This is a genomic window from Sphingobium herbicidovorans (genome assembly GCF_002080435.1).
Lineage (GTDB): Bacteria > Pseudomonadota > Alphaproteobacteria > Sphingomonadales > Sphingomonadaceae > Sphingobium > Sphingobium herbicidovorans.
Genome location: NZ_CP020539.1, coordinates 841,057 through 865,478 on the forward strand (window position 1 = coordinate 841,057; position 24,422 = coordinate 865,478).

At 62.9% G+C, this 24,422-nt stretch carries 23 protein-coding genes; 9 read left to right on the top strand and 14 right to left on the bottom strand.

All coding sequences use genetic code 11. The annotated features are described in order from the left end of the window. The first annotated feature begins 139 nt into the window (after positions 1 to 139). The 4 genes from B6S01_RS18570 (at position 140) to B6S01_RS18585 (ending at position 5,185) form a co-directional block, all read left to right on the top strand. Complete coding sequence (locus tag B6S01_RS18570) at positions 140 to 1,171, top strand: zinc-dependent alcohol dehydrogenase (RefSeq protein WP_051908612.1); 1,032 nt, start codon at positions 140 to 142, stop codon at positions 1,169 to 1,171. Positions 1,172 to 1,226: 55 nt separating this feature from the next. Then, positions 1,227 to 2,498: a sulfotransferase family protein gene (locus B6S01_RS18575; RefSeq protein WP_037469360.1), complete on the top strand. Its 1,272-nt coding sequence runs from the start codon at positions 1,227 to 1,229 to the stop codon at positions 2,496 to 2,498. Continuing rightward, entirely contained in the window at positions 2,495 to 3,166 is a 672-nt protein-coding gene (locus B6S01_RS18580; protein ID WP_156103410.1) for a TetR/AcrR family transcriptional regulator, read from the top strand. Before B6S01_RS18575 ends, B6S01_RS18580 begins: the two co-directional genes overlap by 4 nt. A gap of 75 nt (positions 3,167 to 3,241) precedes the next feature. Next, a complete protein-coding gene (locus B6S01_RS18585) occupies positions 3,242 to 5,185 on the top strand; it encodes a flavin-containing monooxygenase (RefSeq protein WP_051908615.1) in 1,944 nt (647 codons plus the stop codon). A 108-nt stretch (positions 5,186 to 5,293) separates the two neighbouring features. Here B6S01_RS18585 and B6S01_RS18590 read toward each other — a convergent pair whose 3' ends face one another. The 6 genes from B6S01_RS18590 to B6S01_RS18610 are packed head-to-tail and all read right to left on the bottom strand — an operon-like array spanning position 5,294 to position 9,702. Then, positions 5,294 to 6,046 (bottom strand): SDR family NAD(P)-dependent oxidoreductase, encoded by a 753-nt coding sequence (locus B6S01_RS18590; RefSeq protein WP_037469362.1) that lies wholly within the window; start codon positions 6,044 to 6,046, stop codon positions 5,294 to 5,296. Further along, on the bottom strand, positions 6,043 to 7,170 hold the full coding sequence (locus B6S01_RS18595; protein WP_037469364.1) for a Gfo/Idh/MocA family protein: 1,128 nt from the start codon (positions 7,168 to 7,170) through the stop codon (positions 6,043 to 6,045). Before B6S01_RS18595 ends, B6S01_RS18590 begins: the two co-directional genes overlap by 4 nt. Beyond that, a complete protein-coding gene (locus B6S01_RS18600) occupies positions 7,160 to 8,023 on the bottom strand; it encodes a sugar phosphate isomerase/epimerase family protein (protein WP_051908617.1) in 864 nt (287 codons plus the stop codon). Before B6S01_RS18600 ends, B6S01_RS18595 begins: the two co-directional genes overlap by 11 nt. Then, on the bottom strand, positions 8,020 to 8,433 hold the full coding sequence (locus B6S01_RS18605) for a VOC family protein (RefSeq protein ID WP_037469365.1): 414 nt from the start codon (positions 8,431 to 8,433) through the stop codon (positions 8,020 to 8,022). Before B6S01_RS18605 ends, B6S01_RS18600 begins: the two co-directional genes overlap by 4 nt. 4 nt (positions 8,434 to 8,437) lie before the next feature. Then, positions 8,438 to 8,692, bottom strand: a complete 255-nt coding sequence (locus tag B6S01_RS21790; RefSeq protein WP_234810798.1) for a hypothetical protein — start codon at positions 8,690 to 8,692, stop codon at positions 8,438 to 8,440. After that, positions 8,689 to 9,702, bottom strand: a complete 1,014-nt coding sequence (locus tag B6S01_RS18610) for a hypothetical protein (protein WP_234810799.1) — start codon at positions 9,700 to 9,702, stop codon at positions 8,689 to 8,691. The genes B6S01_RS21790 and B6S01_RS18610 overlap by 4 nt, the downstream gene beginning before the upstream one ends. Before the next feature lie 255 nt (positions 9,703 to 9,957). On the opposite strand from B6S01_RS18610, the gene B6S01_RS18615 reads away from it, so the two are divergent. Continuing rightward, positions 9,958 to 11,028, top strand: coding sequence for a hypothetical protein (locus B6S01_RS18615; RefSeq protein ID WP_037469368.1), 1,071 nt, complete (start codon positions 9,958 to 9,960; stop codon positions 11,026 to 11,028). A 73-nt stretch (positions 11,029 to 11,101) separates the two neighbouring features. Here the strand turns inward: B6S01_RS18615 and B6S01_RS18620 are convergent, their stop codons facing one another. Beyond that, positions 11,102 to 11,506: a nuclear transport factor 2 family protein gene (locus tag B6S01_RS18620; protein ID WP_037469370.1), complete on the bottom strand. Its 405-nt coding sequence runs from the start codon at positions 11,504 to 11,506 to the stop codon at positions 11,102 to 11,104. Positions 11,507 to 11,674: 168 nt separating this feature from the next. Between B6S01_RS18620 and B6S01_RS18625 the strand changes: the two genes are divergently transcribed. The 3 genes from B6S01_RS18625 to B6S01_RS18635 are packed head-to-tail and all read left to right on the top strand — an operon-like array spanning position 11,675 to position 14,130. Next, positions 11,675 to 12,538, top strand: a complete 864-nt coding sequence (locus tag B6S01_RS18625; protein WP_037469373.1) for an SDR family NAD(P)-dependent oxidoreductase — start codon at positions 11,675 to 11,677, stop codon at positions 12,536 to 12,538. 11 nt (positions 12,539 to 12,549) lie between these two features. Beyond that, positions 12,550 to 13,302 (top strand): SDR family NAD(P)-dependent oxidoreductase, encoded by a 753-nt coding sequence (locus B6S01_RS18630; RefSeq protein ID WP_037469375.1) that lies wholly within the window; start codon positions 12,550 to 12,552, stop codon positions 13,300 to 13,302. 30 nt (positions 13,303 to 13,332) lie between these two features. Continuing rightward, positions 13,333 to 14,130, top strand: a complete 798-nt coding sequence (locus B6S01_RS18635) for a sugar phosphate isomerase/epimerase family protein (RefSeq protein ID WP_157704839.1) — start codon at positions 13,333 to 13,335, stop codon at positions 14,128 to 14,130. Positions 14,131 to 14,172: 42 nt separating this feature from the next. On the opposite strand, the gene B6S01_RS18640 is transcribed toward B6S01_RS18635, so the two are convergent. The 4 genes from B6S01_RS18640 to B6S01_RS18655 form a co-directional block, all read right to left on the bottom strand. Further along, positions 14,173 to 15,315 carry an LLM class flavin-dependent oxidoreductase gene (locus B6S01_RS18640; RefSeq protein ID WP_037469380.1) on the bottom strand — a complete coding sequence of 381 codons (1,143 nt, stop codon included), beginning with the start codon at positions 15,313 to 15,315 and terminating at the stop codon, positions 14,173 to 14,175. Positions 15,316 to 15,390: 75 nt separating this feature from the next. After that, positions 15,391 to 16,464 carry a helix-turn-helix transcriptional regulator gene (locus tag B6S01_RS18645; RefSeq protein WP_037469382.1) on the bottom strand — a complete coding sequence of 358 codons (1,074 nt, stop codon included), beginning with the start codon at positions 16,462 to 16,464 and terminating at the stop codon, positions 15,391 to 15,393. Positions 16,465 to 16,526: 62 nt separating this feature from the next. After that, positions 16,527 to 18,791, bottom strand: coding sequence for a TonB-dependent receptor (locus tag B6S01_RS18650; protein WP_037469385.1), 2,265 nt, complete (start codon positions 18,789 to 18,791; stop codon positions 16,527 to 16,529). 125 nt (positions 18,792 to 18,916) lie between these two features. Further along, on the bottom strand, positions 18,917 to 19,447 hold the full coding sequence (locus B6S01_RS18655; protein ID WP_174525919.1) for a nuclear transport factor 2 family protein: 531 nt from the start codon (positions 19,445 to 19,447) through the stop codon (positions 18,917 to 18,919). A 175-nt stretch (positions 19,448 to 19,622) separates the two neighbouring features. Here B6S01_RS18655 and B6S01_RS18660 point away from each other — a divergent pair, with 175 nt between their 5' ends. Next, on the top strand, positions 19,623 to 20,399 hold the full coding sequence (locus B6S01_RS18660; protein WP_037469388.1) for an SDR family oxidoreductase: 777 nt from the start codon (positions 19,623 to 19,625) through the stop codon (positions 20,397 to 20,399). A 36-nt stretch (positions 20,400 to 20,435) separates the two neighbouring features. Here the strand turns inward: B6S01_RS18660 and B6S01_RS18665 are convergent, their stop codons facing one another. The 3 genes from B6S01_RS18665 to B6S01_RS18675 form a co-directional block, all read right to left on the bottom strand. Further along, positions 20,436 to 21,809: a spinster family MFS transporter gene (locus B6S01_RS18665; RefSeq protein ID WP_037469390.1), complete on the bottom strand. Its 1,374-nt coding sequence runs from the start codon at positions 21,807 to 21,809 to the stop codon at positions 20,436 to 20,438. 202 nt (positions 21,810 to 22,011) lie between these two features. Next, complete coding sequence (locus tag B6S01_RS18670; protein WP_051908621.1) at positions 22,012 to 22,941, bottom strand: phytanoyl-CoA dioxygenase family protein; 930 nt, start codon at positions 22,939 to 22,941, stop codon at positions 22,012 to 22,014. 85 nt (positions 22,942 to 23,026) lie between these two features. Continuing rightward, positions 23,027 to 24,370 (bottom strand): spinster family MFS transporter, encoded by a 1,344-nt coding sequence (locus B6S01_RS18675; protein ID WP_051908622.1) that lies wholly within the window; start codon positions 24,368 to 24,370, stop codon positions 23,027 to 23,029. Positions 24,371 to 24,422 lie beyond the last annotated feature (52 nt).

Sequence of the window (24,422 nt, forward strand, 5' to 3'; positions counted from 1 at the left end):
ATGGACGAACCCTGCCGCCGCCTGGCGCGGCGGGGTAAGCCGTCCTGCGTCCGCCGAAATAGCGCGTGATCCTTTGTCCAGTTGACTCGGAAACTGGTTAGTTTACCAATGACCGATAACAAGCAGTTGGAGAGGATGAATGGGCGATCCCGTGACGATGCGGCTGGCGCGCGTGCATGGCGTTGGCGATATGCGCATCGACGAGGTTCCGGTTCCGGCTGTCGGCCCGCGAGACGTTCTGGTGCGCATCGGCGCGACTGGCATATGCGGCAGCGACCTGGGCTATATCGCGGCGGGCGGACTGGGCGGCGGCGCGCCGCTCGCGGAGCCATTGCCGATCGGTCATGAATTTGCCGGCGTCGTCGAGCAGGTCGGCGGGCAAGTGCGCGGCATCCGGCCGGGTCAGCGCTGCGCCGTCAATCCCGACGCGGGCCTGATCGGCGGGGGCGGGCCGAGCGGGGCCTTTGCGCCCTTCATCCTCGTTCCCGATGCGCGTCCCGGAGTGGACATCTGCCCGATTCCCGACAGCCTGCCGCTGGAAAGGGCGGCTTTGGCGGAGCCATTGTCGGTCGGCCTGCATGGCTTGAACATTGGCCGGGTTCAGCCCGAGGACAAGGTGGTGGTGCTTGGCGCGGGGCCGATCGGCCTTTGCACGGTCATCTGCCTGCGGCACCGGGGCGTGCGTGACATAGTGATCGCCGATCTGTCCGACGCGCGGCTGGATCGGGCGCGGCGGCTGGGCGCGGCGGTCACGGTCAATCCATCGCGGGAATCGCTGACCGACGCCATCGGCAGGGCGCATGGGACAGGGGAACGGTTCGGCATGCCGTTTATCGGCAGCGATGTCATCATCGACGCGGCGGGTGCGCAGCAGGCGTTGGGCGAATTGCTGGACGTCGCCAAATTCCGCGCGCGCGTGGTCATCGTCGCGCTCCACAAGAAGCCGATGCCCGTCAACCTGTGGAAGATGATGGCCAATGAGTTCAGCATTTCCGGATCGATCGCGACGGACCGGGAAGATGAATTCAACGAATGCCTGAAAATGCTGGCGGACGGGGAGGTGGATGTCGAACCGCTGATCAGCCACCGTGTCGATTTCAGCAGGTTGGGCGAAGCCTTCCGCATCGCGGCGGATACGGAAGCGTCCGCCAAGGTCATCGTAACTTTTTAAATGAGCTTCATGAGAGCGGTGAACGCCGTTCCATCATGCGTGAGAGGATGGGAAGATGAGTGGAACCCAGACCCAGGAGCCTGCGGAAATCCGCATCGACGACATGGCGGACCCGGTGGTCACTCCGGCGATCCAAGCCGCCCGGCACGGGCCAGAGGGCCAGCCTGACCGCATGACGGTGGACCAGGTGCTGGCCCAGGCGATGGCCGATGCCGGTGGGCTGAATGATTTTGGTGAGGATCAGGGCTTTCGCACGCGGATGGCGGTGACGCTGCAAGCATGGGACGAGGATGAGGGGCTGACCCGTGGGGGCCGCATCACATTGCTGAACCATATGGTCAGGGTGATGGTGAACCGCCTGCGGATCGAGGATCTGGTCAAGCGGCGTCCCGAAATACTGGACATTGAAATCGACCGGCCGCTGTTCATCGCCGGCCTGCCGCGTTCCGGCACGACTCACCTGGTCAACTGGCTGTCGCGCGACGAGCGGCTGCGTTCGCTGACCTTGTGGGAGTCCGAGGAGCCGGTGCAGTTGCGGGCGCTGGCGCCGGGGGAGGTCGATCCTCGCGCCGCGCGCAGCGCCGAACTGTGGGGGGCGTTCGAGGCGATGCTGCCGCATATGGCCGCCATGCACGGCATGGATGCCGCGTCGATCCATGAGGACAACGAACTGCTCTACATGGATCTGAATTGCTATAGCTGGGAATTCCAGTCGCGCATTCCGCGCTGGATCGACCATTATTTCGCCCATGACCGCACCCCCAGCTATGCCTATGAGAAGAAGGTGCTTCAGGTCCTGACCTGGCATCGCGGACCCAATCGCTGGCTGCTGAAATCGCCGCAGCACATGGAAAATCTGGCGGCGATCAAGACGGTGTTTCCCGACGCCACGATGGTCATCACCCATCGTGACCCCATCGCGGTGCTTCGATCCTTGACCACGATGCTTGGCTATAGCGACCGCATTCGCCGCGATCCGGTTGATCCGCCCGCGCTCGCCCGGCTGTGGCTCGACCGGATCGAAAAGCTGCTGCGCGCCTGCATCGACCAGCGCGAGGCATGGGGACCGGATCAATCGGCCGACATATTGTTCCACGAATATATGGCGGATCAGGAGCGCGTGATGCGGCAGGTCTATCGCCTTGCCGACCTGGATCTGACGCCTGAGGTGGAAGGACAATTGCTCGGTTATCTCGAGGAAAATCCGCGCAACAAGCACGGCAAGGTGATCTATGATCTGGAAGGCGTGTTCGGGGTGGATGAAGCGGCCGCGCGCGAACGATTCGCTTTCTATTATGAACGCTTCCCGGTTCGGCAGGAGGCGTGAGGGACGCAGATATGCAGGTTTCCGAAGCTGAGCGGAAGGGCGTGGATGCGCCAGTGGTTGCCGCGCCGACCGGCAGGGCGGACCAGACGCTTGCAAAGAAGCGCCGCCTCCTGCGGATCGCGCGGGAGGAGTTCATCCGGCAGGGCTATCGCGCCGTCACCATGGACGCGATCGCCCAGGCCGCCGGGGTGTCCAAACGCTCGCTCTATCTGTGGCATGAGGACAAGGCGGCGCTCTTTCGCGCCTGCCTGGCTGCCGGGGTCGATAATTTTCCCCTGATGCAGTTCAACGAAGCCGCCGACCCGGAAACTGACCTGCGCGCCTTTGGACTCGCGCTGCTCCGGGAATTCATACGGCCATCGACCGTGGGCATCGCCCGGCTGCTGTTGCGCGAGGCCAATGAATTTGCCGAGTTCGGACCCCTGATCCGGCATAGTCGCGACGAGCATCTCGTAAGGCCGCTGGCCCGCTATCTTGAGCGTGCGAAGATCGTGGATGGTCATTGCGACAGCCAGGCGAAGCTGCTGCTGGCGATGATCCTGACGCCGGTGCATGATTATCTGCTCGTCGGAGACGCCCTGCCGGATGAGCGGGAATGCACGATCCATGTAGAGACGGCTGTGCGCACATTTCTGTGCGGCCAGACCCGGCTATCGAGAGCTGCTTGACCCCCGCAGCCGGGGCTGATATGAGAAAGTAAGTGTTTACTCACATAGGCCGGCGACGCCGGAGAGGATTGGAAAATGTCTGAACATGCACAGGGTGCGGCGATCGCACGGGACTGGCACGACCGTAGCCTGCCGCTTGCCGATACGGACGAGTTGCGCAACGCGCTGGAGGAAGCGAATCTCCAGACGCTGTTGATGGTGTATGTGCACCTGACCCATGACGCGGCGATGCTGGACGTTTTCAGCAACTATATCAGGCCGCCTTTTTCCGTACCCGGCACCGAAGTCCCCGATGAATATCTGCAGGAGCTTCGCACCAAGCTGCACCATGTGCTGACGACACCCGGCGCAGCGCGGGAGGACGACCCGTCCGAAGCGCTGATGCAGCGTATGATGAGCGTGGGGGTGGGCGAGGAAGTCGCCGACGAGTTCCTGCCGCTGCTGATGGACCAGATCGGTTTCAAGCTGCCCAAGCCCCGCAAGGAAATCGAAGGCCGCCCCGCGCCGCAGTCTGGTTTCAAGGTGCTGGTGATCGGCGCTGGCATGACGGGCCTCGCCGCCTCGCTGAAGCTGGAGGAAGCGGGTTACGAGCATATCGTGATCGAGAAGAACCCCGAAGTTGGCGGCACCTGGTATGAGAACCGCTACCCGGGCGTGGGCGTGGATACGCCCAGCCACTTCTATTCCTATTCCTTCGAAATCACGCCCGAATGGACGCATTACCATCCCAAGGGCGTCGACATGCAGAAATATCTGCTCCACGTCGCCGACAAGTACGACCTGCGTCGCAACATCCGCTTCAATACCGAAGTGGTCAGCCTGCGCTATGACGATGCCGAAGCCGTGTGGAACGTCACCGTTCGCGGCAAGGACGGCGCCGAAGAGGTCATTCGCGCCAACGCCGTCATCAACGCGCATGGGCCGGTGAACCGCTGGAAGTGGCCTGATATTCCCGGCCGCGAAGAATTCCAGGGCAAGATGATGCACACCGCGACCTGGGATCCATCGACCCGGATCGAAGGCAAGCGCGTCGGCATCATCGGCACTGGCGCGAGCGCCGCGCAGCTGATCGGCGCAATCGCAGATCAGGTCGGCGACCTCACCGTCTTCATGCGCACGCGCTACTGGTCGATCTATAATCCCGAGATCAATCATGAAGTGTCGCCGGGCATGAAGTTCGCGCTGCGTTACATCCCGCATTTCCGCGAATGGTTCCGTTTCCGCGTCTATTGGTTCGCGGCGGACGGCCTTTACGGCAATGTCGTGAAAGACCCGGAATGGCCCGTTGACAGCCCGTCCGTGTCGGCCGCCAATGAAGGCGCGCGCCAGTGGGCGCTCGCCCATCTGGAGGCGAAGTTCCATGACCGCCCCGACCTCAAGGAAAAGCTGACGCCGGACTTCCCGATCTTTTCCAAGCGCATCATTCTGGACGCGGGCTGGTTCGACGCGCTCAAGCAGCCCAACGTCACGCTGGAAGATGGCGGCATCGAATGCTTCACGCCCAAGGGCATCCGCACCAAGGACGGCAAGGAGTATGAATTCGACATCATCATCTGCGCCACCGGCTTTGACGTCGCCAACATGATGGGCAAGCTGGAAATCCACGGCAGGGGCGGCCGCTCGCTGCGCGACGAATGGGGGCTGGACGATCCGCGTTCCTATCTGGGCGTGACGGTGCCGGGCTATCCCAATTACTTCATGACCGTGGGACCCAACAGCGCGCCCAACCATGCGGCAGGCCAGAACCTGATTTCCGAGGCGCAGGTGCATTACATCATCGAATGCCTCGATTGGATCAACGCCAACGGCGCGCGCGCCGTCGAGCCCAAGACGGAAGCGTTCGAGGCATGGAACCGCCAGGTCGAGGAACAGATGAAGCATATGATCTGGACCCACCCGCGGGCGAACAGCTATTATAACAACTCCAAGGGGCGCGTGTTTCTGTCTTGGCCCTGGCGTCTGGTGGATTTGTGGAACCAGACCCGTGGACCCAACAAGGAGCATTTCGAGCTGCACTGAGCAGGCCCGAACCTTCGATGAAATGACTGGAGCCGGCCCCTTTGCAGGGGTCGGCTCCAGTCATTTCCGTGTCATGGGTTTTCAGGAGCGCGCGCCTTTTGCCGCTCGTCAGCCCGATATCGTGTAGCCGCCATCGACCGCCAGCGTCTGTCCAGTGATCCAGGCCGCGCCGGGGCTGGACAGGAACAGGATGGCGTTGGCGATGTCCTCCGGCGCGCCCGGACGCCCCAATGGCGTGCGGGCAAGCGTCGGCGCCATCCATTCTTCCTGCGCGAAGGTGCCTTCGGTCATGCGGCTGCGGGTCAGGCCAGCCGCGACGCTGTTCACACGGATGCCGCGTTCGCCCCATTTGACCGCGAGGGTCCGGGTCAAGCCGACTAGGCCCGTCTTTGCCGCGCCATAGCCCGGCACGATGGGAATGCCGAAAAAACTGCTCATCGACGTAATGCTGACGATGCTGCCGCCGCCCACGATGCTGCTTTGCGCCAGCAGGTCCGCGCTGCGACGGGCCATGCGGAACGCGCCGACCAACAGCATGTTGACGGCGCGGGCGAAAATCTCCGGCTCATATTCGTCCAGCCCCAGGCTGGGCAAAGCCATGCCTGCATTGTTGACGAGTATGTCGAGCCGGGGGAGGCTGGATGCGACCGCGTCGATGCTTTCGCCGTCTTCGATGTCCATGCGCAGATAGCGATAGCCGCTGAGGTCCGCGTCATAGTCACTGGCGTCGCCGCGCGTGCCGGTGATGATTACTTCGGCCCCGGCATCGCGATAGGCCGCCGCCGCCGCCGCGCCGATGCCGCTGGTGCCGCCTGTGACCAGCACATGCGCGCCGGAAAAATCATAGCTGGGGTTCGTCATACGGCCTCCACTTCGACCCAACGGCCCTGCGCTGCGGACAGGCGAGCGGCGTCCAGCACGGCCTGACCCGCCGCAGCATCGCGGAAATCGCCCGCCGGATCAGGCAGTGGCGGCGCGCGCCCTTCGATCCTGGCCTTCATCTGGCCGAACAGCTTGGCATAGGGCGCGACGTCGAAACCCTGCGTGTGCCAGCGGTCCATCTCTGTTTGGATAAGCTCCTCAATCGCGAAGGGTTCGGGGGCGGGATTGACCAGTTCGGCAGGCATGACGATCTGGCGCGCGCCATCGGCGTCCTTGATCCAGACTTGCTCCGGGTCGCCGAAAGCCGCGCCCGACTGGATCCAGGCGGCTCCCTTCGTGCCCGCAACCTTTGTGGCCATGACGAACGGGCCGGGGAAGTTCATCGCCGCCTCGATCACGCCCAAGCATCCGCTGTTGGTGCGGAACTGGACATTATAATAATCGTCGGACGTCATCGACGGGCGCGTCGTGGTCAGTTTGCGCAGGATCGCGTTGACGGCGACGATCTCGCCCAGCGTCGATCGCACCTGATCGATCATATGCGTGCCGAACGCCCCCAGGAAGCCGCCGCCCTGCGCCGCATCGGTCCACCAGTCGGCGAGCGGTTCTTCCTCTCCACTGCCGGGCTGCTGATAGATGCGGCTGAACATCAGCGGATCGCCGATCAGGCCATCCTGCACCACCCGGCGCAGCAGCGCCTGCGCGCTGTCGAAACGGAACTCCGCGCCGAGTGCATGGACGATCCCGGCCTTTTCAGCCGCGGCCAGCATTTCCCGCGCCTGGGCGAGATCGCGCGCGAAGGGTTTTTCGCACATCACGTGACGGCCTGCGGCGATCGCCTGCATGACTGGCGTGTAATGGGCGTGCGGGGGCGTCGCGACGGTCACCAGGCGAATGGCCGGGTCATCGGCCAGCACCTGTTCCAGATTGTCCGACGCCAGCGGGATGCCGAGCGGCGCGGCGCGCTGCGCCGTTCGCTCCCGGTTTCGCCCGACGATGGCGCGGACCTCGAAACCCGCCTCCCGCAGGGCGCGGATATGGGTGAACAGGCCAAAGCCCGTGCCCACGACGACTGCGCCGATTGGCGTTTGCTCAACGGTCATCTGTCTCTCTAGCCTTTCGGATGATGGCGCGGGCGGCGGGCGCCCATGAGGCGATGGCTTCCGCCATCGGCATTGTGTTCAGTGTTTGGGAGAAAATCTCGATCGAGATGGGGGCCGTGCTGCCGATCTGGTCGAGCGTCCGGACGAAGCGCGTAAGGTTGAAGCTGCCCTGGCCCGGCACCAGCCGTCCGTTCATCGTTTCATGAAACAGGTCGGGTTCGGCCTGCGCGGGCGCGTCGTTGATCTGAACCGTGTGGATGCGCGATCCCGGTATCCGGCTCAACAGGTCGAAATCCGATCCGCTACGGAAGAAGTGCCAGCTGTCCAGGGTTAATCCCCCATTGGGCCGGCCGGCCGCCTGAACGATGGCCCATGCGCTCGCCAGATCGGGGATGCCGCCGAAGGGCAGAAATTCGATATGCACCTTTACCCCATGCGGGGCCGCGATGTCGCAGATATAGGCGAAGGCCTCGGCCGCTTCGTCCAGCGACATATCGACGCCCATCATCTCGACCGCAGTGACGGACGGCGCGCCGATACGCGCCGCCGTTTCGACCACCCGCTCCGGTGTCAGGGAACGCAGCAAGGAGGCCATCGGCACATCGTCCGATGCGGCCCGGTGGCCGGGCAGCCAGCAGGCGGTGCAATCGATCTCCATCAACGCGAGGCCATGATCGGCGATGCGCGCGGCTATTTCGGGCGCTGCCATCCCGGCCGATTCCAGCGCCCAGACATCGCCCGGCATCAGCGATATGGCGGAAAAGCCGGCATCGCGCGCCGGGACCAGACGTTCGAGCAACGGAACATGGGCAAAGGGCGGCGCGGAAAGGCCCAGCGGGACGTCATGCGTCATGGAGCGTCCGATCGGAAATTGAGTTCGAGGATGATGCCGTTGCGTTCCGTTACAAACAGCTGGCACAGGTTCGCCGACGGATAATCCTTGCGCGCCACGGTCAGGTTCGCGGCGTCCAGTCGCCTGAGCATGGCAGGCAGGTCGTCGCATTCCAGCGCGACATGATGCACAGCCCCGCTGCCTTGCGCGGGGGTGAAGGGGAATGCGTCATCGCTGGGATAGGCCGCATCGACGGGGCCGATATGGATGATGGCCCGGCCGTCTGGATCATGGATCCAGCAGCCATGATCGATGGACTTCGCACCCGGCGCCGCCTCTGCTCTCAGGCCGAGGATATCCTGAAAAAAGGATGCGGTGCCGGGGACGTCACCGGTGCGGATGTTCACATGATCGAGCGTTCGAACTGGCATGGCGTCAATCCACAAACTGGCCGGTGACGGTCGCGGCCTTCGGTACGAGCGCTGCCAAACCATCGGTTTCCAGCCGCGCCAGCGGGATGCGCCATAGATTGACTGCGGCGGTGCTTTCCGTGCGCACCAGGCGCAGGCCCCAGATGCCCTTTTCATGACCGTAGGAATTGATCCAGTTGCCGCCCACGCCCGGATCATGCTCTGCGATGATGATGCGCACCCGGCCATCGGGTTCGGCGGTGAAGCGGTAATTGTTCACCCAGCCATTGCCGTCTTCGAACGTGTCGAGATTTTCCTGCCAGATGTTGCAGATCTGGAAGTTCCAATATTCGCATTCGGGGGGATGAATTCCAGCACCAACGCTTCGTCGAGGCGCTTTTCCCACCCGCCAAAGGCGACATGGCGGTCAGGCACGCCCCCGTTCGACAGATATTGCGCCTGGCTATAGTCGAGCCGGTTGAGCCTGGCCGCGAAATTGCCCTGTGTGCCGTTCCACCAGTTGCGCACAAGTTCGGCATAGCCAAGCACATTCTGCGCCGCCCAGGCGAGGTTGTTCGCCATCAGGGCGGGCGTCACCGGTTCGGGCGCTGCGCCATCCAGCCGTTCGATGCGCAGGCCGGGCGCGACTTCCCGCTGCCGGTCGCTCCACACCAGGCGGACCATGATGCAATTGGTGTCGGCTTGCAGTTTCAGCCAGTTCCTGCCCTCACCGGGATCATTTTGCGACAGGATGATTTCGAACGTGCCGTCGGGTTCGATGTGAAGCTGCTGGCTGCCGAGGAAACCGCTGGTCTTGAGATTGGACGGGTCGAACTGTTTCAGGCCATCGACGCCCAACTGCGCCCAGTCGCGGGCGCCTGCGTCATCCGGCGCGGGGGCCGTCAGCACGGCGAATATGAAATAGGGAATGGTGCCGCGCGTGCCGATGATGCGATAATCGCGCGCCTCGTCAAACTGGCACATCAGATGGTCCTGATCGACCGTCTGAACATTGATGGACTGCCGCCATACCATGTCGCGCAGGCGGGGGCGCGTCGGTTCGGCATTTTCGATCAGCCGTTCGAAACCGGACCGCGCGACGCGGGTCAGGAACCGATACCATTCCGCCCGGTCGAGGTCTGACGGATCATCGCCGAACCTGTCTATCATCCGGCCAGCAACCTTCAGAACATCGCAGAAATCGTCCCAGGACTGGCCCGAAACCAGCCGCTGCGCGGCGCGCGCCTGCACATCGGACGGGGCTTTTGAGTCATTGAGCGCATCGGCCATTGGGACGCATCCTCTCTTTATCTTCTGCGGGGGAAGGTGCCATCGCCCCGGCCCGTGCGCCAGCCATTCTTATGTCGATCACGTGCCAATATCCTTCCTGTGTGACGCAAAATGGCCGTGCCTGGCAGGGAAGGCGATCACAGCTTCGCGAACAGCTTGACTGGAAAGTTATAGACCTATAACTTTTGGGAATCGGCTGCGGTGCTGTCCCTGGGCGCCACAGGTCGCACCCCTGCGACAGGAGAAAGGAAAGCCATGTTGAACGATGCGCAAAGGCGGCATTTGTCGAGTATTTTGCAGCCCGTCTCGCCGCCGCGCGAACTGAACGATGTTTTCACCGAGGATCAGCGCCGCCGTCTGCTGGACGTCGTGCATGGCGGCGCGTGGAAGCTGATCATCGCGCAGCATTTTCCTTCTGCCGAAGCATTGATCGCGACGTTCGCGGGCGGCTTTCCCGAAGGGTTCGAACCGACGCTGGACATGTTCCTGACGCCGACTTTCCGGGGCTTCTACGCCAATTATTCGACCTGCATGTTTCCTGAAATCCAGGACACTTTCTATAACCCGACCTTCCTGGAATATGCGAAATCCTATTGGAACGCGGAATATGCCAAGCCGCAGATGATGCTGTTCAACGTGAACGGACCCTGCGCGAACAAGGATCCGGGCCATCTGGATTCGCCCAGCTTCCGCGGCGTTCGTTACGAAAACTCGCCGACCTGGCTGTGTTCGATCATGGGCCGGTCAGGCCTGTTCCAGGACTATCTGATCAAGATGGCGCAGGTCATCACCTGGTTCAGCCACGATCCCAACAGCGGCTTCACCTACTGGCCCAAGGGGCCGCTGGAAAAGCCCGCCCGCCTGCAGCCGCCGGTCTATAACCGTGGCGTGCTGGTGCAGAATGAGATGTTGGTGCACCGGGGCGAGGCCAATGGCCCGGTCGAGCGGCAGAATCCAGCGGGCCTGGGTTTCGACTCCTTGTTCAGCGGCGAGCCGGGCAATCCTGACGGCTGGCTGGTCAAGACGGGCGACCAGGTCATCGAGCGCTATCACACCGATGAACTGCGTTTCCTGGTTCACTGGTCGGCCGAAGTGTTCGAAGATTATGCAGAGTTGAAGAAGAACATGGATGGGTCGGACAACCTGACCTATGATCGGGTGTTCGAGACGCTGATCAAGGATGTGCGTTCGCGCGGCATCGAGATCGAAACGCCGACCGATCCGCTCAATGACCCGATGTTCATCAAGGCGCTGAACGACGCTTATGATTATGGCGGTCCGGCGGAATATCCGGCCGAAGCGCCGCGCGAAATGGTCGCTGCCTGATAGTTGCGGCCTGGCCAAGGCAAATGAGGAGCGTCGCGTTGCGGCGCTCCTTTTTTGCGTGAGGCGCGGGGGATCAGTCGGCAAGCGTTTCCATGTCGTCATGCCCCCAATAGCCCTTCAGACTGCTGATCAGCCCTTCGTCGTTGAAGGTGCAGACGTCGAGTGACCGGATCAGCAGGCGCGGGCCGTCATCGGGTTGAAACGTCACCTCGAACATCAATGCGGCGGCGTTGGCATGCGATCCCCGGATTGGTGCGACGGGGCGCAACTGCGCGCCGAAGGCGACGGTCGTGGCAAACCAGTCCGCAATCTCGGCGCCTTTTTTCGGCGGCGATCCAACGGGATCCTCAATCTCTGCGTCGGGTGCGAAAAGAGCGAGGACGCCATCGGCATCACCCTGATTGATCCGGTCGACATAGGCCTGGAGCGCCGCGCGCATCTGGGCCTGGCTGGGACAGGACGCGCCGAGGTCGGTCATTTTGGCACTTCTCCTTAACGGACGATTTCGCGCATAATATCGCGCAATTTAGCTATATATTTGTGTTTTATACAGCGCTTTGCGTAGAAATATAGGTTAACGATGGCTCAAACGGTTTGCGCAGGCCGTATTTGGTGCTAATTCGGGTGAAAGTGAGAGGATCAGATCATGGGAAAAAGCGAACGGCCAGTTGCGGTCGTCACCGGCGCCAGCCGTGGCGCGGGCCGCGGGATTGCAGTTGCCCTGGGTGAGAAAGGCTATCGCGTCTATGTGACCGGGCGGTCCGTTCGCGACGGCGACGCCGAATTGCCGGGCACGATCGGCGCGACGGCGGCGCAGGTCGATGCAGCGGGCGGCGAAGGGCGCGCGGTTCAGGTCGATCATGCCGATGAAAGTGCTATCGCCGCGCTGTTCGACCGGGTGCGCGAGGAAAGCGGCCGGCTGGACATATTGGTGAACAACGCCGCCGCGCTGAACGATGATCTGGTCAAGCCCGGTCCCTTCTGGGAGAAATCCACCGGTTTGGCCGATATTTTGAACGTCGGCCTGCGGTCGCATTATCTGGCCAGCTGGCATGCCGCGCGCATGATGGTTCCGGCCGGCACAGGGCTGATCGCCTTCACTTCTTCCTTCGGGTCGGTCTGTTACATGCATGGCGCCGCTTATGGCGCGCAGAAGGCTGGCGTGGACAAGTTCGCTGCCGACATGGGCGTCGATTTTCGAGGCACGGGCGTCGCCGCCATCGCACTGTGGATGGGGCCGTTGCTGACGGAACGCAGCGCGCGGACGCTGTCGGACCATCCCGAGCAATATGAAAAGTTCATGGCGGACGCGGAAACGCCCGAGTTCAACGGACGGGTCATCGCGGCGATCCATGACGATCCAAAGCGCGACGAATTGAACGGCCAGACGTTGATCACGGCGGAAATAGCGCAGCGTTATGGCATCACCGAATCCGGCGGGCGCACCCCGCCATCCTATCGCGCAATGCTGGGGGAACCCCGCATTCCGCATCCTGCTATCGTGGCTTGAGGAGCGTAAGAATGGACCTGGGACGCCGATTTGCAGGCAAATCGATCATCGTGACCGGCGGCGCGTCGGGCATCGGCCGCGCCACCGCCCTTCGCTTCGCTGCCGAAGGAGGACGGGTGCTGGCGGTCGATCTGGATGAAAAGGGGCTGGCGACGTTGCAGCAGGAGCAGCCGGGCATCGCAATCCGGGCTGGCTCCGTCGCCGATGAAGCAACCGCCCGTGCGGTCGTGGCCCAGTGGGTTGAAGAGGCCGGGCAGCTGGACGTCCTTGTCAACATGGCGGGGATCATCCGGTCTAGCCATGCCGCGACGACCGATTATGACGCCTTCATGTCTGTCATCGCGGTCAATCTGGGCAGCACTTTCCTGATGTGCCGCGAGGCATTGCCGCATCTGGAAAAGACAGGGGGCAATATCGTCAACGCCGCCTCCACCTCCAGCCATTTCGGCCACCCGTTCCTGACCGGCTACGCCGCCAGCAAGGGAGCAATAGCCGCCTATACACAAAGCCTGGCCTGGGAATATGTGAAGCGGGGCGTGCGCGTGAATGCGGTCGCGCCCGGCGGCATCGAAACGCCGCTCGCCAACAGCGTGCAAACCGCCATGGTGGAAGGCGCGGACTGGGAGTTGTATAATCATCTCAGCCCGATCAAGGGATTTGCCGCCCCCGACAAGATCGCGGGCGTGATCGCCATGCTGGCGAGTGAGGATGGAGGGCATATGAATGGCGCAATCGTCCGGGTCGATGGGGGCGTCCACGCCTGAAACCTTGGGCCCTACATGGGGGCGGTTGGCATGAAGCGGGCCGCGCCCTCTTTCTGCCTCGATCACCTCTCGCTCGTCGATCTTGACGCGTTGACGGTGATCGAAGCGGCCGCGCAAGCGGGTTTCGCGGCGGTCAGCCTGTTCGTCACTCCGGTTCCGATCAGCCCCACGCCTGACCTGCTGGCCGACAAAAGCGCGCGGGCGGCGGTTGCCGATGCCCTTCGCTGCAGCGGCCTGCGGGTGGGGATAGTCGAACCCTTCATGCTCGACGAGGAGCCGGACTGGCATCTGCTGGAACGCAGCGCCGAACTGGCTGCGGAACTGGGCGGGACGGTCAATATATTGGGGCTGGACGAGGATCATGCCCGGTTGCGCGAGTCGCTGGCGCGCATGGTCGATATCTGCCGGAAGGCGGATGTTCCCGCCGTCATCGAAGCCTATCCGCTCTCCGCAATCCACTCACCCGCACAGGCGCTGGAATTTGCGCGGGCTTTGGGGCCGGAGGTCGGCCTGTGCATCGATACGCTGCACGTTATCCGTAGCGGCGGCCATTGGGATGACATCGCTGCCCTGCCCCCGGAACGGATACGCCATGTCCAACTGAATGACGGACCGCTGCAAGCGCCGCAGGACAGGGTGAATGAGGCCGTGTTCGACCGTCAGCTGCCCGGGCAGGGGGACTTCAACCTGAAGGCATTGCTCCCTATCCTGCCCGATCATGCGACCATAGCTGTGGAAGCGCCGTCCCGCGCCCAGAGCAAAGGCTCTCCGCACGAGCGGGCGGACATATTGATGCAATCGATGCGTGATTTGTACGCGGCGTCGTGACGGGCGGTTTTTAGCCTTCCCCGTCACGACGTTGCGGGAGGCTTATTCCGCAGCCATCGCCGCCTGATCGCGGAAATGCGGGATCACCTTTTCGCCGATGTTGCGGATCGTTTCCATGATCACCTCATGGGGGATGCCGCCCATCTGGAACATGAAAAGTATCTCGTCCGCGCCAGCGTCACGCAGGCGCTGGACCTGGCGGATGCAGTCATCGGCATTCCCATAGGCGTCATCGACGACTTCAAAGCTTTCGGTATGGTGGCCGCCGATCGTGATCTTTTCTTCCGACAGCCAGGCGACCGTCTCTTGCTTGTGGCGTTGCAGCGCGGCGAGGCTTTCGCTGGCGTCCAGATCCTCGACATCGGGGGCAGGGCCGCCCGAATACCAGTGGCCAAGCGATTCAACGAAGAAACGCTGTCCGCGCAGGCCGATCCGGCGGGCCTTTTCGCGGTCATCCAGCACTACGGCAGGGCAGAGCGCGGCAAGATGCTGGGTCGGGCGGTAGCCGACCTGATCTTCAGCCTTCCGGTTGGCGAAAGCCTCGCGATAGATGGCGTTCTTCTGCGCGATGTCGTCGGGTCCGGCAAAGCCCAGCACCAGCGCGCCGATGCCGCGCGAACCGGCCGTGACCAGCGTGTCGGCGCGGGTGCAGGCCATGTAGATCGGTGGATGCGGATCCTGCATCGGGCTGGGATGGATAGGACGGAAGGGGATTTTCACAAACTGGCCGTCATGTTCGATCTCGCCATGTTTGAGGATCTTGGGGATCAGATACATGCTCTCGTCGATCATCGGCGGCAGGTCTTCGAGATTATAGCCGAAGGTGCCCGCTTCCTGTTGCGTGCCGCCCTTGCCCATGCCGAAATGGACGCGACCGTTGGACAGGATGTCAAGCGTGGCGATGCGCTCTGCGACCTTCACCGGATGGTTCATCGCTGGCGGCAGGCACACGACGCCATGGCCGATGCCGATGCGCGAGGTGCGGCCGGCGAGATAGGCGAGGAAAGTCTCTGGCGCGGACATATGGGCATATTGGGTCAGCGCGGTGTGTTCGACCGCCCAGATCGTGTCGAAGCCCATTTCCTCGGCGTGGATGGACTGTTCAACGATATCGCGGAAAACCTGCTGTTCGTTTTCGCGCGAGGTATCGGCCATCTGCGCTTCGTAAATGATCGAGAATTTCATCGCCTGCTCCACATATTTTCTCTTTGATGGCGCGAGGCTATGCCGGGACGACGATCAGGGCATCATCCAAATGGATCAGATTTCATATTCGCCGCCGACCGTTCGGAGGAGTGTCACGAGCTGCACCTGGCGGTGCGTGTCGGTCTTGGCGAATATCGCGCGCAGGTGCGACCGGGCGGTGTTGTATGCGATGCCGATCGCGTCCGCGGCATCCGCAAGCGTAGCGCCCTGTGCAAGATGCAGGGCCAGCCCGGCTTCGGCGCGGGTCAGCTGGAATCGTTCGCGCAACGCTTCTTCGGATGGGCCTGCCGGATGGCTGGGATCGGCGATGAACAGGGCCAGCCAGGCGCCATCGCCATAGGCGGAGGAAGGTACGGCGCGGGCGCGGGCATGCAGTGCTGGCCCCGTGGCGGTCGCGACGTCGAACAGGATTTCCTCGCCGAGCGGTGGAGGGCTGGCGAGGATGCGGCTGATTGTCGTGGCGGCTGATCCGGTTCGCGGTTCCAGCCTGTCGTTGCGTTCAGTTATGACTTCGCCTTCCTCCAGCATCCGCATGGCGACCGCATTGCGTCGCAGGATGCGTCCTTCGCGATCGAGGATCAGCGTGGCGACGGCCAGACCGGCCATCGCGCTGCTGAATAGCTGGCTTTCGGCCTGGGTGGTGGTGAGACGCGCGTGCAGGTCCAGCGCGATACGCAGGTGCGGGATGAGGCGCGTGAGCAACGTCCTTTCAGCATCGCCGAAGGGCGGATCGGCATTGTCCCGCGTCAGGCGCAGGCGGACCGCGACGTCCGGGGGGCGGTGGAGATCGACGCCCAGTATCTCTTCGCTGTGGGCCACGCCCAGCCAGTCGCGAAAGCGCGCCGGGATGTGGCTGACAAAGTCGCGGAACGACACGACCTGTCCTTCGGGCAGGCCGACAAAGGGGTCGGCCTGCGAGATCTTTTGATATTCCTGCGTGCGTTCCGGGTCCGCGCCGGGCGTGACATGGGCGTCGATGCCCGCATGCCCCCGGCCGATCAACAGCGTGGCGAAGGTCGTGTTTGTCGCTGTCGCGAGCGCACGGAGAAAGCCTTCCCAGGGCGGCGCCCGTGTCAGCCCGCCATAAAGGGTTTCCAGCAGGTCGGCAAAGGCAGTGTCATCGGCCATCGATCAGATCATCCGCCTGTGCCGCGACGGTGGCCAGCACCGTCGCGGTTATGACCCCAGGTTCAGCGCCGCAGGGCCAGCGTGATGCTGTAGCGGCGTGGCGGGGAATAATAGGCCTCGGTAAAGCCGAAGCTGGTGGAGGCGTCATAGCCCGCCGTGATGATCCGGCGATCGGTGATGTTATCGACGCCCGCGCGGACCGACAGGCCGCTGTCGGCAAAGCGCAGTTCCGCGCTCGCGTTAAGGATGGCGTGATCGGGCTGCCGCAACAGGCGTGTGTTTTCCGCATCGACGAAAACCTGGCTCTTATAGGCTGCGTCAAGCCGGAACAGCGCCTCCACATTGTCGCTGAGCGGAGCCTGATAGACCGCGCTGGCATTGGCGGTGATATCGGGGGCCTGTTTCAGCTTGCGGTCGCTGACGTCCGTCGGCACGCCGTTGATGACCGAAACATAGTCCAGATATTTGGCGTCGAGCAAGCCAAGGGCGGTCGTCACCGTGAAGCGCGGCGACACCTTGAACGCGCCTTCCAGTTCGATGCCCTGGATGCGCGACCGGCCAGCATTTTCGTTCCGCACCACGATCAGTCCCGTGGTTGGGCTGACCGTGGATACCAATATCTGCTGATCGCGATATTCATTGCGGAACAGGGCCAGGTTGACCGTGGCGATCCCGCCAAAGCCTGCTTTCAGGCCCGCTTCATAGGCGGTCAGATATTCAGGATCATAGGATCCGATTTCCTCAACCGATGTCGGCCGCCCGTTGAACCCGCCGGAGCGGAAGCCCCGCGAATAGGAGGCATAGGTCATCAGGTTCGGACGGAACTTGTAGGACAGCGAGGCGCGGGGCGTGAAAGCGTCCCAGCTTTTTTCCAACGTGTAGCTGGGCGTGCCCGCCAGCAGCGGTTCGCCCGAATAGATGCGCATCGCCGACTGATAAAACTTCTTGTTTTCCCAGGTGTAGCGTGCGCCCAGTTCCAGCGAGAGGCCGTCGGCCAATTCATAGTTGCCGTTGGCGAAGATCGCCAGATTGTCGGTCCGCTGGCGGTTGCGGAAATCGATGTTGAAGTCGAGCGAGGACGCGGGAATAGCGATCCCCGGCCCGATCGGGAATGGGTCCAGCCCCGCCGCGACCAGTGCCGGGAAAAGGCCGTCCGCGACGATCAGCCGGGTATTGTCGCGCGTCTTTTCCCGATAGGCGAAAGCGCCCAGCAGCAACGTGCCCCGTCCGCCCAGATCGAGCGAAAGCTGCAGTTCCTGGCTGATTTGCCGTGCCCGTTCGTCGTGAATGTCGCCTGCATAATTGATGGCGGCCGACGCATCGCCGTCGCGGCCGAACAGCGCATCGACATAACGATAGGCGGTAATCGACTTCAGCGTCGCGCCGCCCAGATCCTTCGTCAGGGTCAGCGATGCGTTGAATGCGTCGGTTTCATCCTTGTTGAGCGCAGGCGTGCTGTCCGTGCGGTCGATGTCGCCGGGGACCATGCAGCAGGGCGCCAGGAATGTGGATTGCAGGATAGAGAAGAAGGTCGGCGTGAAGGCTATCATGCTGTGCGGGGCGCTGTTCTGGCGACGGCGAAGGCCATCGACCTGCAACACAGCGTCCAGCGCTTCACCGTCATAATGCAGCGCGACCTTGCCCGCGACGACATTGCGGTTGCCCAGATTGTCGCCCGACGGGATCTTCTGCCAGCCTTCGCCAAACTCGCCCAGCGCCGCGACGCCAAGCGACCATTGGTCAGACAGCGGCGTTTCGGCATAGACGCGGCCACGCACCGTGTTGAACGATCCGTAGCGCAGATCGGCGTCGATCCTCTGCTCGCCCGCCGGAATGGCCGATACTATGTTGATCGCGCCGCCCACGGTATTCTTGCCGAACAAGGTGCCCTGCGGGCCACGGAGCACTTCGATCCGATCAATGCCAAGCAGTTCGGTGGTCGCGCCAAAGGTGCGCGCGACATAGACGCCGTCGATATAAACGCCAACGGCCGGATCGGAGGTGATGATGAAGTCGTTTTCACCCACGCCGCGGATGAAGGGCGCGATGCCGCCGCTATTGCCGCCCTGGCCCGGCGTGAACTGGATGTTGGGCGCGATCTGGCTGACCTGTGTCACATTATCGAGGCCGCGGCTGTCGAGCGTGGACGCATCGACCGCGCTGACGGCGATCGGCACATCCTGCAGCCGTTCCTCCCGGCGGCGGGCGGTGACGACGATGTCGCTTCCATCGGAAGCGGCGGCGCCCTGTGCGGCCGTTTGCGACAAGGCTGCCCCCGGCGCCATGAGCGCAATCAGCGAGACGATCGGATATAATGTGCTACGCATGGCTTCCTCCCCAAAAAACCGTTCTTGTTTTGCGGGCGACTATAGCGCCGCCCGCTTGTTATTTCAGCAGCCTGTCCCAGAATTGCCGCAGCTGTTGCACGGGCGCATCACAGGGGCGCGCTGGATCAGGCCGTCCACTCGATCAAATGGCTGATGTCGGTACGTTCTTCAGGCTTGCGGCCGGCCGTCGCGAGGTGGTGCGAGGTGATCTGCGCATCGGCGGCCAGCGGGCGGATCATTTCGAACACGCGATCATATTCGGTACGAGCGATCTTCCACGCGCCGTTTTCGCGGCGATAGACATCCTTGTAGATGGCGCTGCCGATCGTGTGACTGCCGAGCGCCTTGTTGATGAAGATGTCCTCCAGATACCAGATGCCTTCCGCGCTGTCGTCGCCGGTCAGGGTGATTTCAGGCATATGCCCGTGATGCATGGCGACGCCATCGGAATGAAAGCTGTTGGCGAGAAATTCGAGCATGTTGTCCCGGCCCTGCAGCCGCACCCGATATGTACCGCCGCGATAATCGACGCTGAGATCCTCGGTGAACAAGTCGGCCAGCAACGCCATGTCTGCGGTGTCGATGCCACGGAAATAGCGGTGCTTGAGGGTGCGGATATCTTCCAGATCGCCAAGCTGCTGAAGGGTGTAAGCCAAGGAACCTCTCCTCATGATGACGCAATGCGCGCTCTTCTCGCACTCCTATACCCGATGTGCGTAACGATCTGCAACGCCAACTGCATAATAGATGGAGACGGGCGGCACGGATTGCGCAAGAAGCGTTTTTGTGGTGATGCGCCTGCTGCGCATTGTAGAATGAAAGGACGATGCTGTGGGCGACACAGGAGTTGGCAAGGTAGCAATCGTGACGGGCGGTACGCGCGGCATCGGCGCGGCGATCGTGCGGCGATTGCTGGCGGAAGGCTATGCGGTGGAGACCTGCGGCCGGACGGCGCCCGACGAACCGGTGGGGACAGACGGGCGTACGGCTGCGTTTGAAGCATGTGACATTCGCGATCCGGCGGCGGTGGCGGGCTGGATCGAAGCAGTGGTGGCGCGCCATGGGCGGATCGACCTGGTCGTCAACAATGCGGGCGGATCGCCGCAGGCGGACGCGGCGACGGCCAGCCCGCGCTTTTCCGAACGCATCCTGCAACTCAATCTGCTCGCGCCGCTGCATGTCGCCCAGGCGGCATATCCGCACCTGAAGGCGGTTGAAGGGTCCATCGTCAACATCGCCAGCGTTTCAGGCGCCCGGCCTTCGCCCGACACTGCGATATACGGTGCGGCGAAGGCGGGTTTGCTCAGCCTGACCACCAGCCTGGCGCAGGAATGGGGACCAGAGGTCAGGGTCAACGCGATCATCGTCGGCCTGATCGAGACCGAGACGGCGGAAATGACCTATGGCACGCAGGCGGCGCAGGAGCGGATCGCCGCATCGCTTCCGCTTCGGCGCATGGGCCGTGGCAGCGACATCGCCGAAGCGGTCGTGTTCCTGGGTTCTCCCGCCGCCGCCTATGTCAGCGGCGCGAAACTGGAAGTGCATGGCGGCGGCGAGCGGCCGCTGTTCCTGGAAATCGTCAAGGAAGAGGCTGCAAAGGCCGAATAAAGGGGGCTGGCAACGCCCCCCTTCCTTCATGCTGCTTCAGAGAGGGGATTCCTTCAACGCCGGGCCGCCGACCGGATTGTCCCGGTCGGATGGGGGCGCAGCGGGTTGGCTGGCGCGGGCGAGGTCATTTGGATAGTGGTTGGCCGCGCGCCAGAACAGCCATCCGCCCGCCACGGTCAACACCGACATGGACATCAGGCTGATACGCAGCGATTCCGTGCCGAAGCTGCCGGTCAGCAGATCGCTCACCACGCCGCCGAGCACCGGGCCAAGCGCGCTGCCGATGACATTGATGATGACCACCAACATCGCTGTCGCCTGCGCCCGCTGGTGCGGCTGGACGAGGCGAGCGGCGGCGCCAAAGGCAGGGCCAGCCCACATCGCCGACATCATGCCCGTCAGGATCGACAGCAGGGCAACGCCGGGTATGCGGAACCCGCCAAGATACAGGGCAGTGCCGCCGGGCAGCAGGTAGATGATCATGAACAGGGGAAAAGACAGCAGGAAGGCGATGGCCGGAACCCGCAACTGCCAGACTTCTCCATATACGCGCAGGCGATCGACGATGAAGCCGCTCAACATGCTGCCCGTGATGCCCCCGATGGCGGCGCCGATGCCGAGCCATGAACCCGCTTCGACCATCGTCATGCCATGCGACCGCATGAAGAAGGCAGGCTTCCACACCGCTGCGGCATAGCCGAAGATATTGAAGATGCCGACGCCCAGGCCCAGCAGGCGCAGCGACGGAATGGCCCAGAAACGGCGGATCGACGGGAACAGGCCTTCGGCCGGTTCCGCCTTGGTCGCCTGATGAACGGTTTTGGTCCGGCGGGGTCCGGTCAGCCACAAGAGCAGCGCCAAGGGAAAGCCGGGCATAGCGAGCGCGAAGAAGGCCCAGCGCCAGCCCCACATCGCCCCGATCGCGGCGCCGCCGGCCAGACCCAGCACAACGCCGAAATAGGTTGCCGATGACAGGACCCCCATCGCTCCAGACCGGCGCCGTTCGTCATACAGGCTGGCCAGCATGGACTGCGCCGGCGGCAGTCCGCCTGCTTCGCCTATGCCGACCACCAGTCGGGCAACCGCCAGTTGCGCCATGCCGCCCGCCGCGCCGCACGCAGCCGTCGCGGCGCTCCACAGCGTAGCCGACAAGGTCAGCACCCCGCGCCTTGACCAGCGGTCGGCCAGGCGCGCGAACGGGATGCTGAACAGCACGTAGCTGAAGATGAAGCCCGGCCCGCCGATGATCCCCAACAAGGAATCGGTGGCGCCGAATTCCGCCTTGATCGATGGGATCAGGACCGAAAAAACATGGCGATCAGCATAGCTGAGCGTGTTGATCGCCAACAGCAGCAGCAGAATATATAGTGCATATGCCGGGCGGGCAGGACGCCCCTCTCTTGGCGGCATTTCTCTCTCCCTTGAACTCTTCAACCTGGGGTGGAGTCTCATCCCGCGAGGATGGACGGACCGTTCAATCGGCTAGGGATGGCGGAGTATATGAAAATGCGCAAGCCTATCGCCAGATTGATCCGCAAATGCCGAGGATATTGTGGTTCACGCAATGGATTTAGCATGATGAACCCGACAGGTCGTCAACATAGCGGCGCCATCACCATTCCATTTCGGGCAGTACGATCAGGTCCTTCACGGCCTGAGGCGCATAGGTCCAGGCTTCCTCGAACCCGACCGAGACCGAACTGTAGCCGAGCAACTGTCGCAGAACCTTCGATGAGTCCTTCAACACTGCCGGGTTGGTAGTCATGGGGAAGTTGATCATCGGCTTCCACCAGGGAGGGCAATAGCCAACGATGACGCCCGCGCGCTCCAGATTCGATGATGTGTTTGGGCCGGTGCCGTGCAGCAGCAGGTCGGTGTAGATCAGGACCGAACCGGCCGGGGCTTCGGCGGGCACGGATTCATACTGCACGGTCCAGGACTGCGGTTCCGTATCACGATGACTGCCGGGAACGACGCGGGTGGCGCCATTTTCCTCCACGAAATCGTCTAGGCACCAGATGAAGCGGGTCTGCGCAGCCCCTGCGCTGAGCGGCACCGCGCCGCTGCGGTCGCGATGGATTGCCTGCTGTGCGCTGCCCGGACGGGTGACGTTCGCGCCATAGCTGTGGACCAGATAGGATTCGTTCAGTGTCTGGGGACCGAGCAGTTCCCTGGTGATCTGCAACGGGAGTTCATGTTCCAATATGTCGCGAAAAAAGGGATGGCGGTTCACCAGCTCCGTACCCGACATGCGGCGGTTGAGATCGTCGGTGTCGGTATAGAAGCGGCGCACCCGTTCCTCGTCGATGGCTTCGTCACGCGCAATCTCCGCAGCCAGAAAGTCGCGCATCTCGCGGGCCTTGTCCCGGGTGAAGACGTCGGCGGCGATCGCATAGCCGGCCCGGTCCAGGTCCGCGCGGATCTGGTCTCGATCCGTGGTGGGTCTTGGAAGGGGGCCGTCAAATTCCAACGGCTTTACGGGACGGGTGTCCTCGCCACCCATATTCTGGATAACCTGCTTCTTTGCGTTTCCGACTGCCATGTCCTGCTCCTGTCCTGATTAGCGTTCTACGTTCTCATGTGGGGCCAGCGTTGGTCTGATCTGCCGCCGCCGGCACCGTGGTCGTTTAATTTTCGCTCCGCAGTGTGCGCGCTGCCGAGGTCCAGTGCCATGCCCCCAGCACAAAAAAGAAGGTGATGCTCATCAGCGCGTCGCGCAGGCCCATGGCGGCGTCACCGCCGCGCAGATGCGCGAACCAGTCGCTGAGCATCCCCGCCACCAGCGGACCCATTGATACGCCGATCAGGTTGGCGGCGACGATATAGACGGCGCTTGCCCGTGCGCGCATCGCCACCGGGGCCAGACTTTGCGTCAGGGCGATGGATGGCGCCGTCCACAATGCCCCCAGGATGAAAGTGGGGATCAGCATCAGCAGTGCGCTCTGCCCGTCCGCCATCAGCAGCGTGCCGATGTAGAGTGGAGCGCACAGCAGGATGCCGCCGATCGGCAGCCAAAGCGCCATGTGAAGGCCCGACCGGCTAAGGCGGGTTCCCTGCCAGCCGCCCGCCCATGTCCCGATCGCTCCGCAAACCCCCGTAAGCAGGCCCAGGCTGACGCCCACCTGTGCCAGGTTCATGCCGTGGTTGCGGATCAGGAAGGATGGCATCCATGATGCGATACCGGATTGCGCAAAGGCGATAGCGGCGCTGCCGGCGACCACCTGAACAAAGGCGCGCCTCTGCGCGAGGATGCGAATCCCCTGGAGGAAGCTGATCGGCTGTTGGCCGTTGCTTGGCGAGACCGGAACATCTTCGGTCCCGCCGCGAAACGGTTCATGCGCGACCAGTGGGAATATGATTGCGATGATTATGCCCGGCAGGCCTGCCACCAATAAAGCGGTGCGCCAGTCGGTCGCCTGCGCCACGATGCCGCCGATCGACAGGCCCGCCATGATGCCCACGGGAACGCCAATTGCGAACAGGCCCGCCGCCGCCGGTCGTTCCCTTGGCGGGTAGAGGTCGGATATCAGCGAATGAGCGGCGGGCGCAAAACCGGCCTCCGCCAGGCCCACGCCCATTCGCGCGCCGAAAAACTGGGCAAAACTGCGCGTCAGGCCACACAGTGCGGTCATGGCGCTCCAGGTCGCGGTGAACGCCGCGATCAGCCGTACCCGGTTCACACCGCGATCGATGACATGGGCAATGGGAATGCCCATCGCCGTATAGAAAAGCCCGAATGCCCCACCCGTCAGCAGGCCCAATTCCCAGTCCGCCAGGCCAAAATCGGCCTTGATCGGTTCCTGCAGGATGATGACGATCTGCCGATCGAGATAATTGAGGCTGTAGATGAAGGCGAGCATCAGCAGCATCGCCGTGCGACGCCGCTTCAGCGAGCGTTCGGATTGGTCAGGGGCTTCGACCCCCATAGCCAAATGAGCATCAGGCGCCGTCAGCGGAACTTGATTTGTCATCGCTCTCCCTCAACCGGAAACGCCATGTTGCGCCCTGACCCGAACATTGCGG

Bases quoted from the DNA above. Each gene is read 5' to 3' on its own strand.
- B6S01_RS18570 (WP_051908612.1), top strand. From the start codon at position 140: ATGGGCGATCCCGTGACGATGCGGCTGGCGCGCGTGCATGGCGTTGGC.
- B6S01_RS18575 (WP_037469360.1), top strand. From the start codon at position 1,227: ATGAGTGGAACCCAGACCCAGGAGCCTGCGGAAATCCGCATCGACGAC.
- B6S01_RS18585 (WP_051908615.1), top strand. From the start codon at position 3,242: ATGTCTGAACATGCACAGGGTGCGGCGATCGCACGGGACTGGCACGAC.
- B6S01_RS18590 (WP_037469362.1), bottom strand. From the start codon at position 6,046: ATGACGAACCCCAGCTATGATTTTTCCGGCGCGCATGTGCTGGTCACA.
- B6S01_RS18595 (WP_037469364.1), bottom strand. From the start codon at position 7,170: ATGACCGTTGAGCAAACGCCAATCGGCGCAGTCGTCGTGGGCACGGGC.
- B6S01_RS18600 (WP_051908617.1), bottom strand. From the start codon at position 8,023: ATGACGCATGACGTCCCGCTGGGCCTTTCCGCGCCGCCCTTTGCCCAT.
- B6S01_RS18605 (WP_037469365.1), bottom strand. From the start codon at position 8,433: ATGCCAGTTCGAACGCTCGATCATGTGAACATCCGCACCGGTGACGTC.
- B6S01_RS18610 (WP_234810799.1), bottom strand. From the start codon at position 9,702: ATGGCCGATGCGCTCAATGACTCAAAAGCCCCGTCCGATGTGCAGGCG.
- B6S01_RS18615 (WP_037469368.1), top strand. From the start codon at position 9,958: ATGTTGAACGATGCGCAAAGGCGGCATTTGTCGAGTATTTTGCAGCCC.
- B6S01_RS18620 (WP_037469370.1), bottom strand. From the start codon at position 11,506: ATGACCGACCTCGGCGCGTCCTGTCCCAGCCAGGCCCAGATGCGCGCG.
- B6S01_RS18625 (WP_037469373.1), top strand. From the start codon at position 11,675: ATGGGAAAAAGCGAACGGCCAGTTGCGGTCGTCACCGGCGCCAGCCGT.
- B6S01_RS18630 (WP_037469375.1), top strand. From the start codon at position 12,550: ATGGACCTGGGACGCCGATTTGCAGGCAAATCGATCATCGTGACCGGC.
- B6S01_RS18635 (WP_157704839.1), top strand. From the start codon at position 13,333: ATGAAGCGGGCCGCGCCCTCTTTCTGCCTCGATCACCTCTCGCTCGTC.
- B6S01_RS18640 (WP_037469380.1), bottom strand. From the start codon at position 15,315: ATGAAATTCTCGATCATTTACGAAGCGCAGATGGCCGATACCTCGCGC.
- B6S01_RS18645 (WP_037469382.1), bottom strand. From the start codon at position 16,464: ATGGCCGATGACACTGCCTTTGCCGACCTGCTGGAAACCCTTTATGGC.
- B6S01_RS18650 (WP_037469385.1), bottom strand. From the start codon at position 18,791: ATGCGTAGCACATTATATCCGATCGTCTCGCTGATTGCGCTCATGGCG.
- B6S01_RS18665 (WP_037469390.1), bottom strand. From the start codon at position 21,809: ATGCCGCCAAGAGAGGGGCGTCCTGCCCGCCCGGCATATGCACTATAT.
- B6S01_RS18670 (WP_051908621.1), bottom strand. From the start codon at position 22,941: ATGGCAGTCGGAAACGCAAAGAAGCAGGTTATCCAGAATATGGGTGGC.
- B6S01_RS18675 (WP_051908622.1), bottom strand. From the start codon at position 24,370: ATGACAAATCAAGTTCCGCTGACGGCGCCTGATGCTCATTTGGCTATG.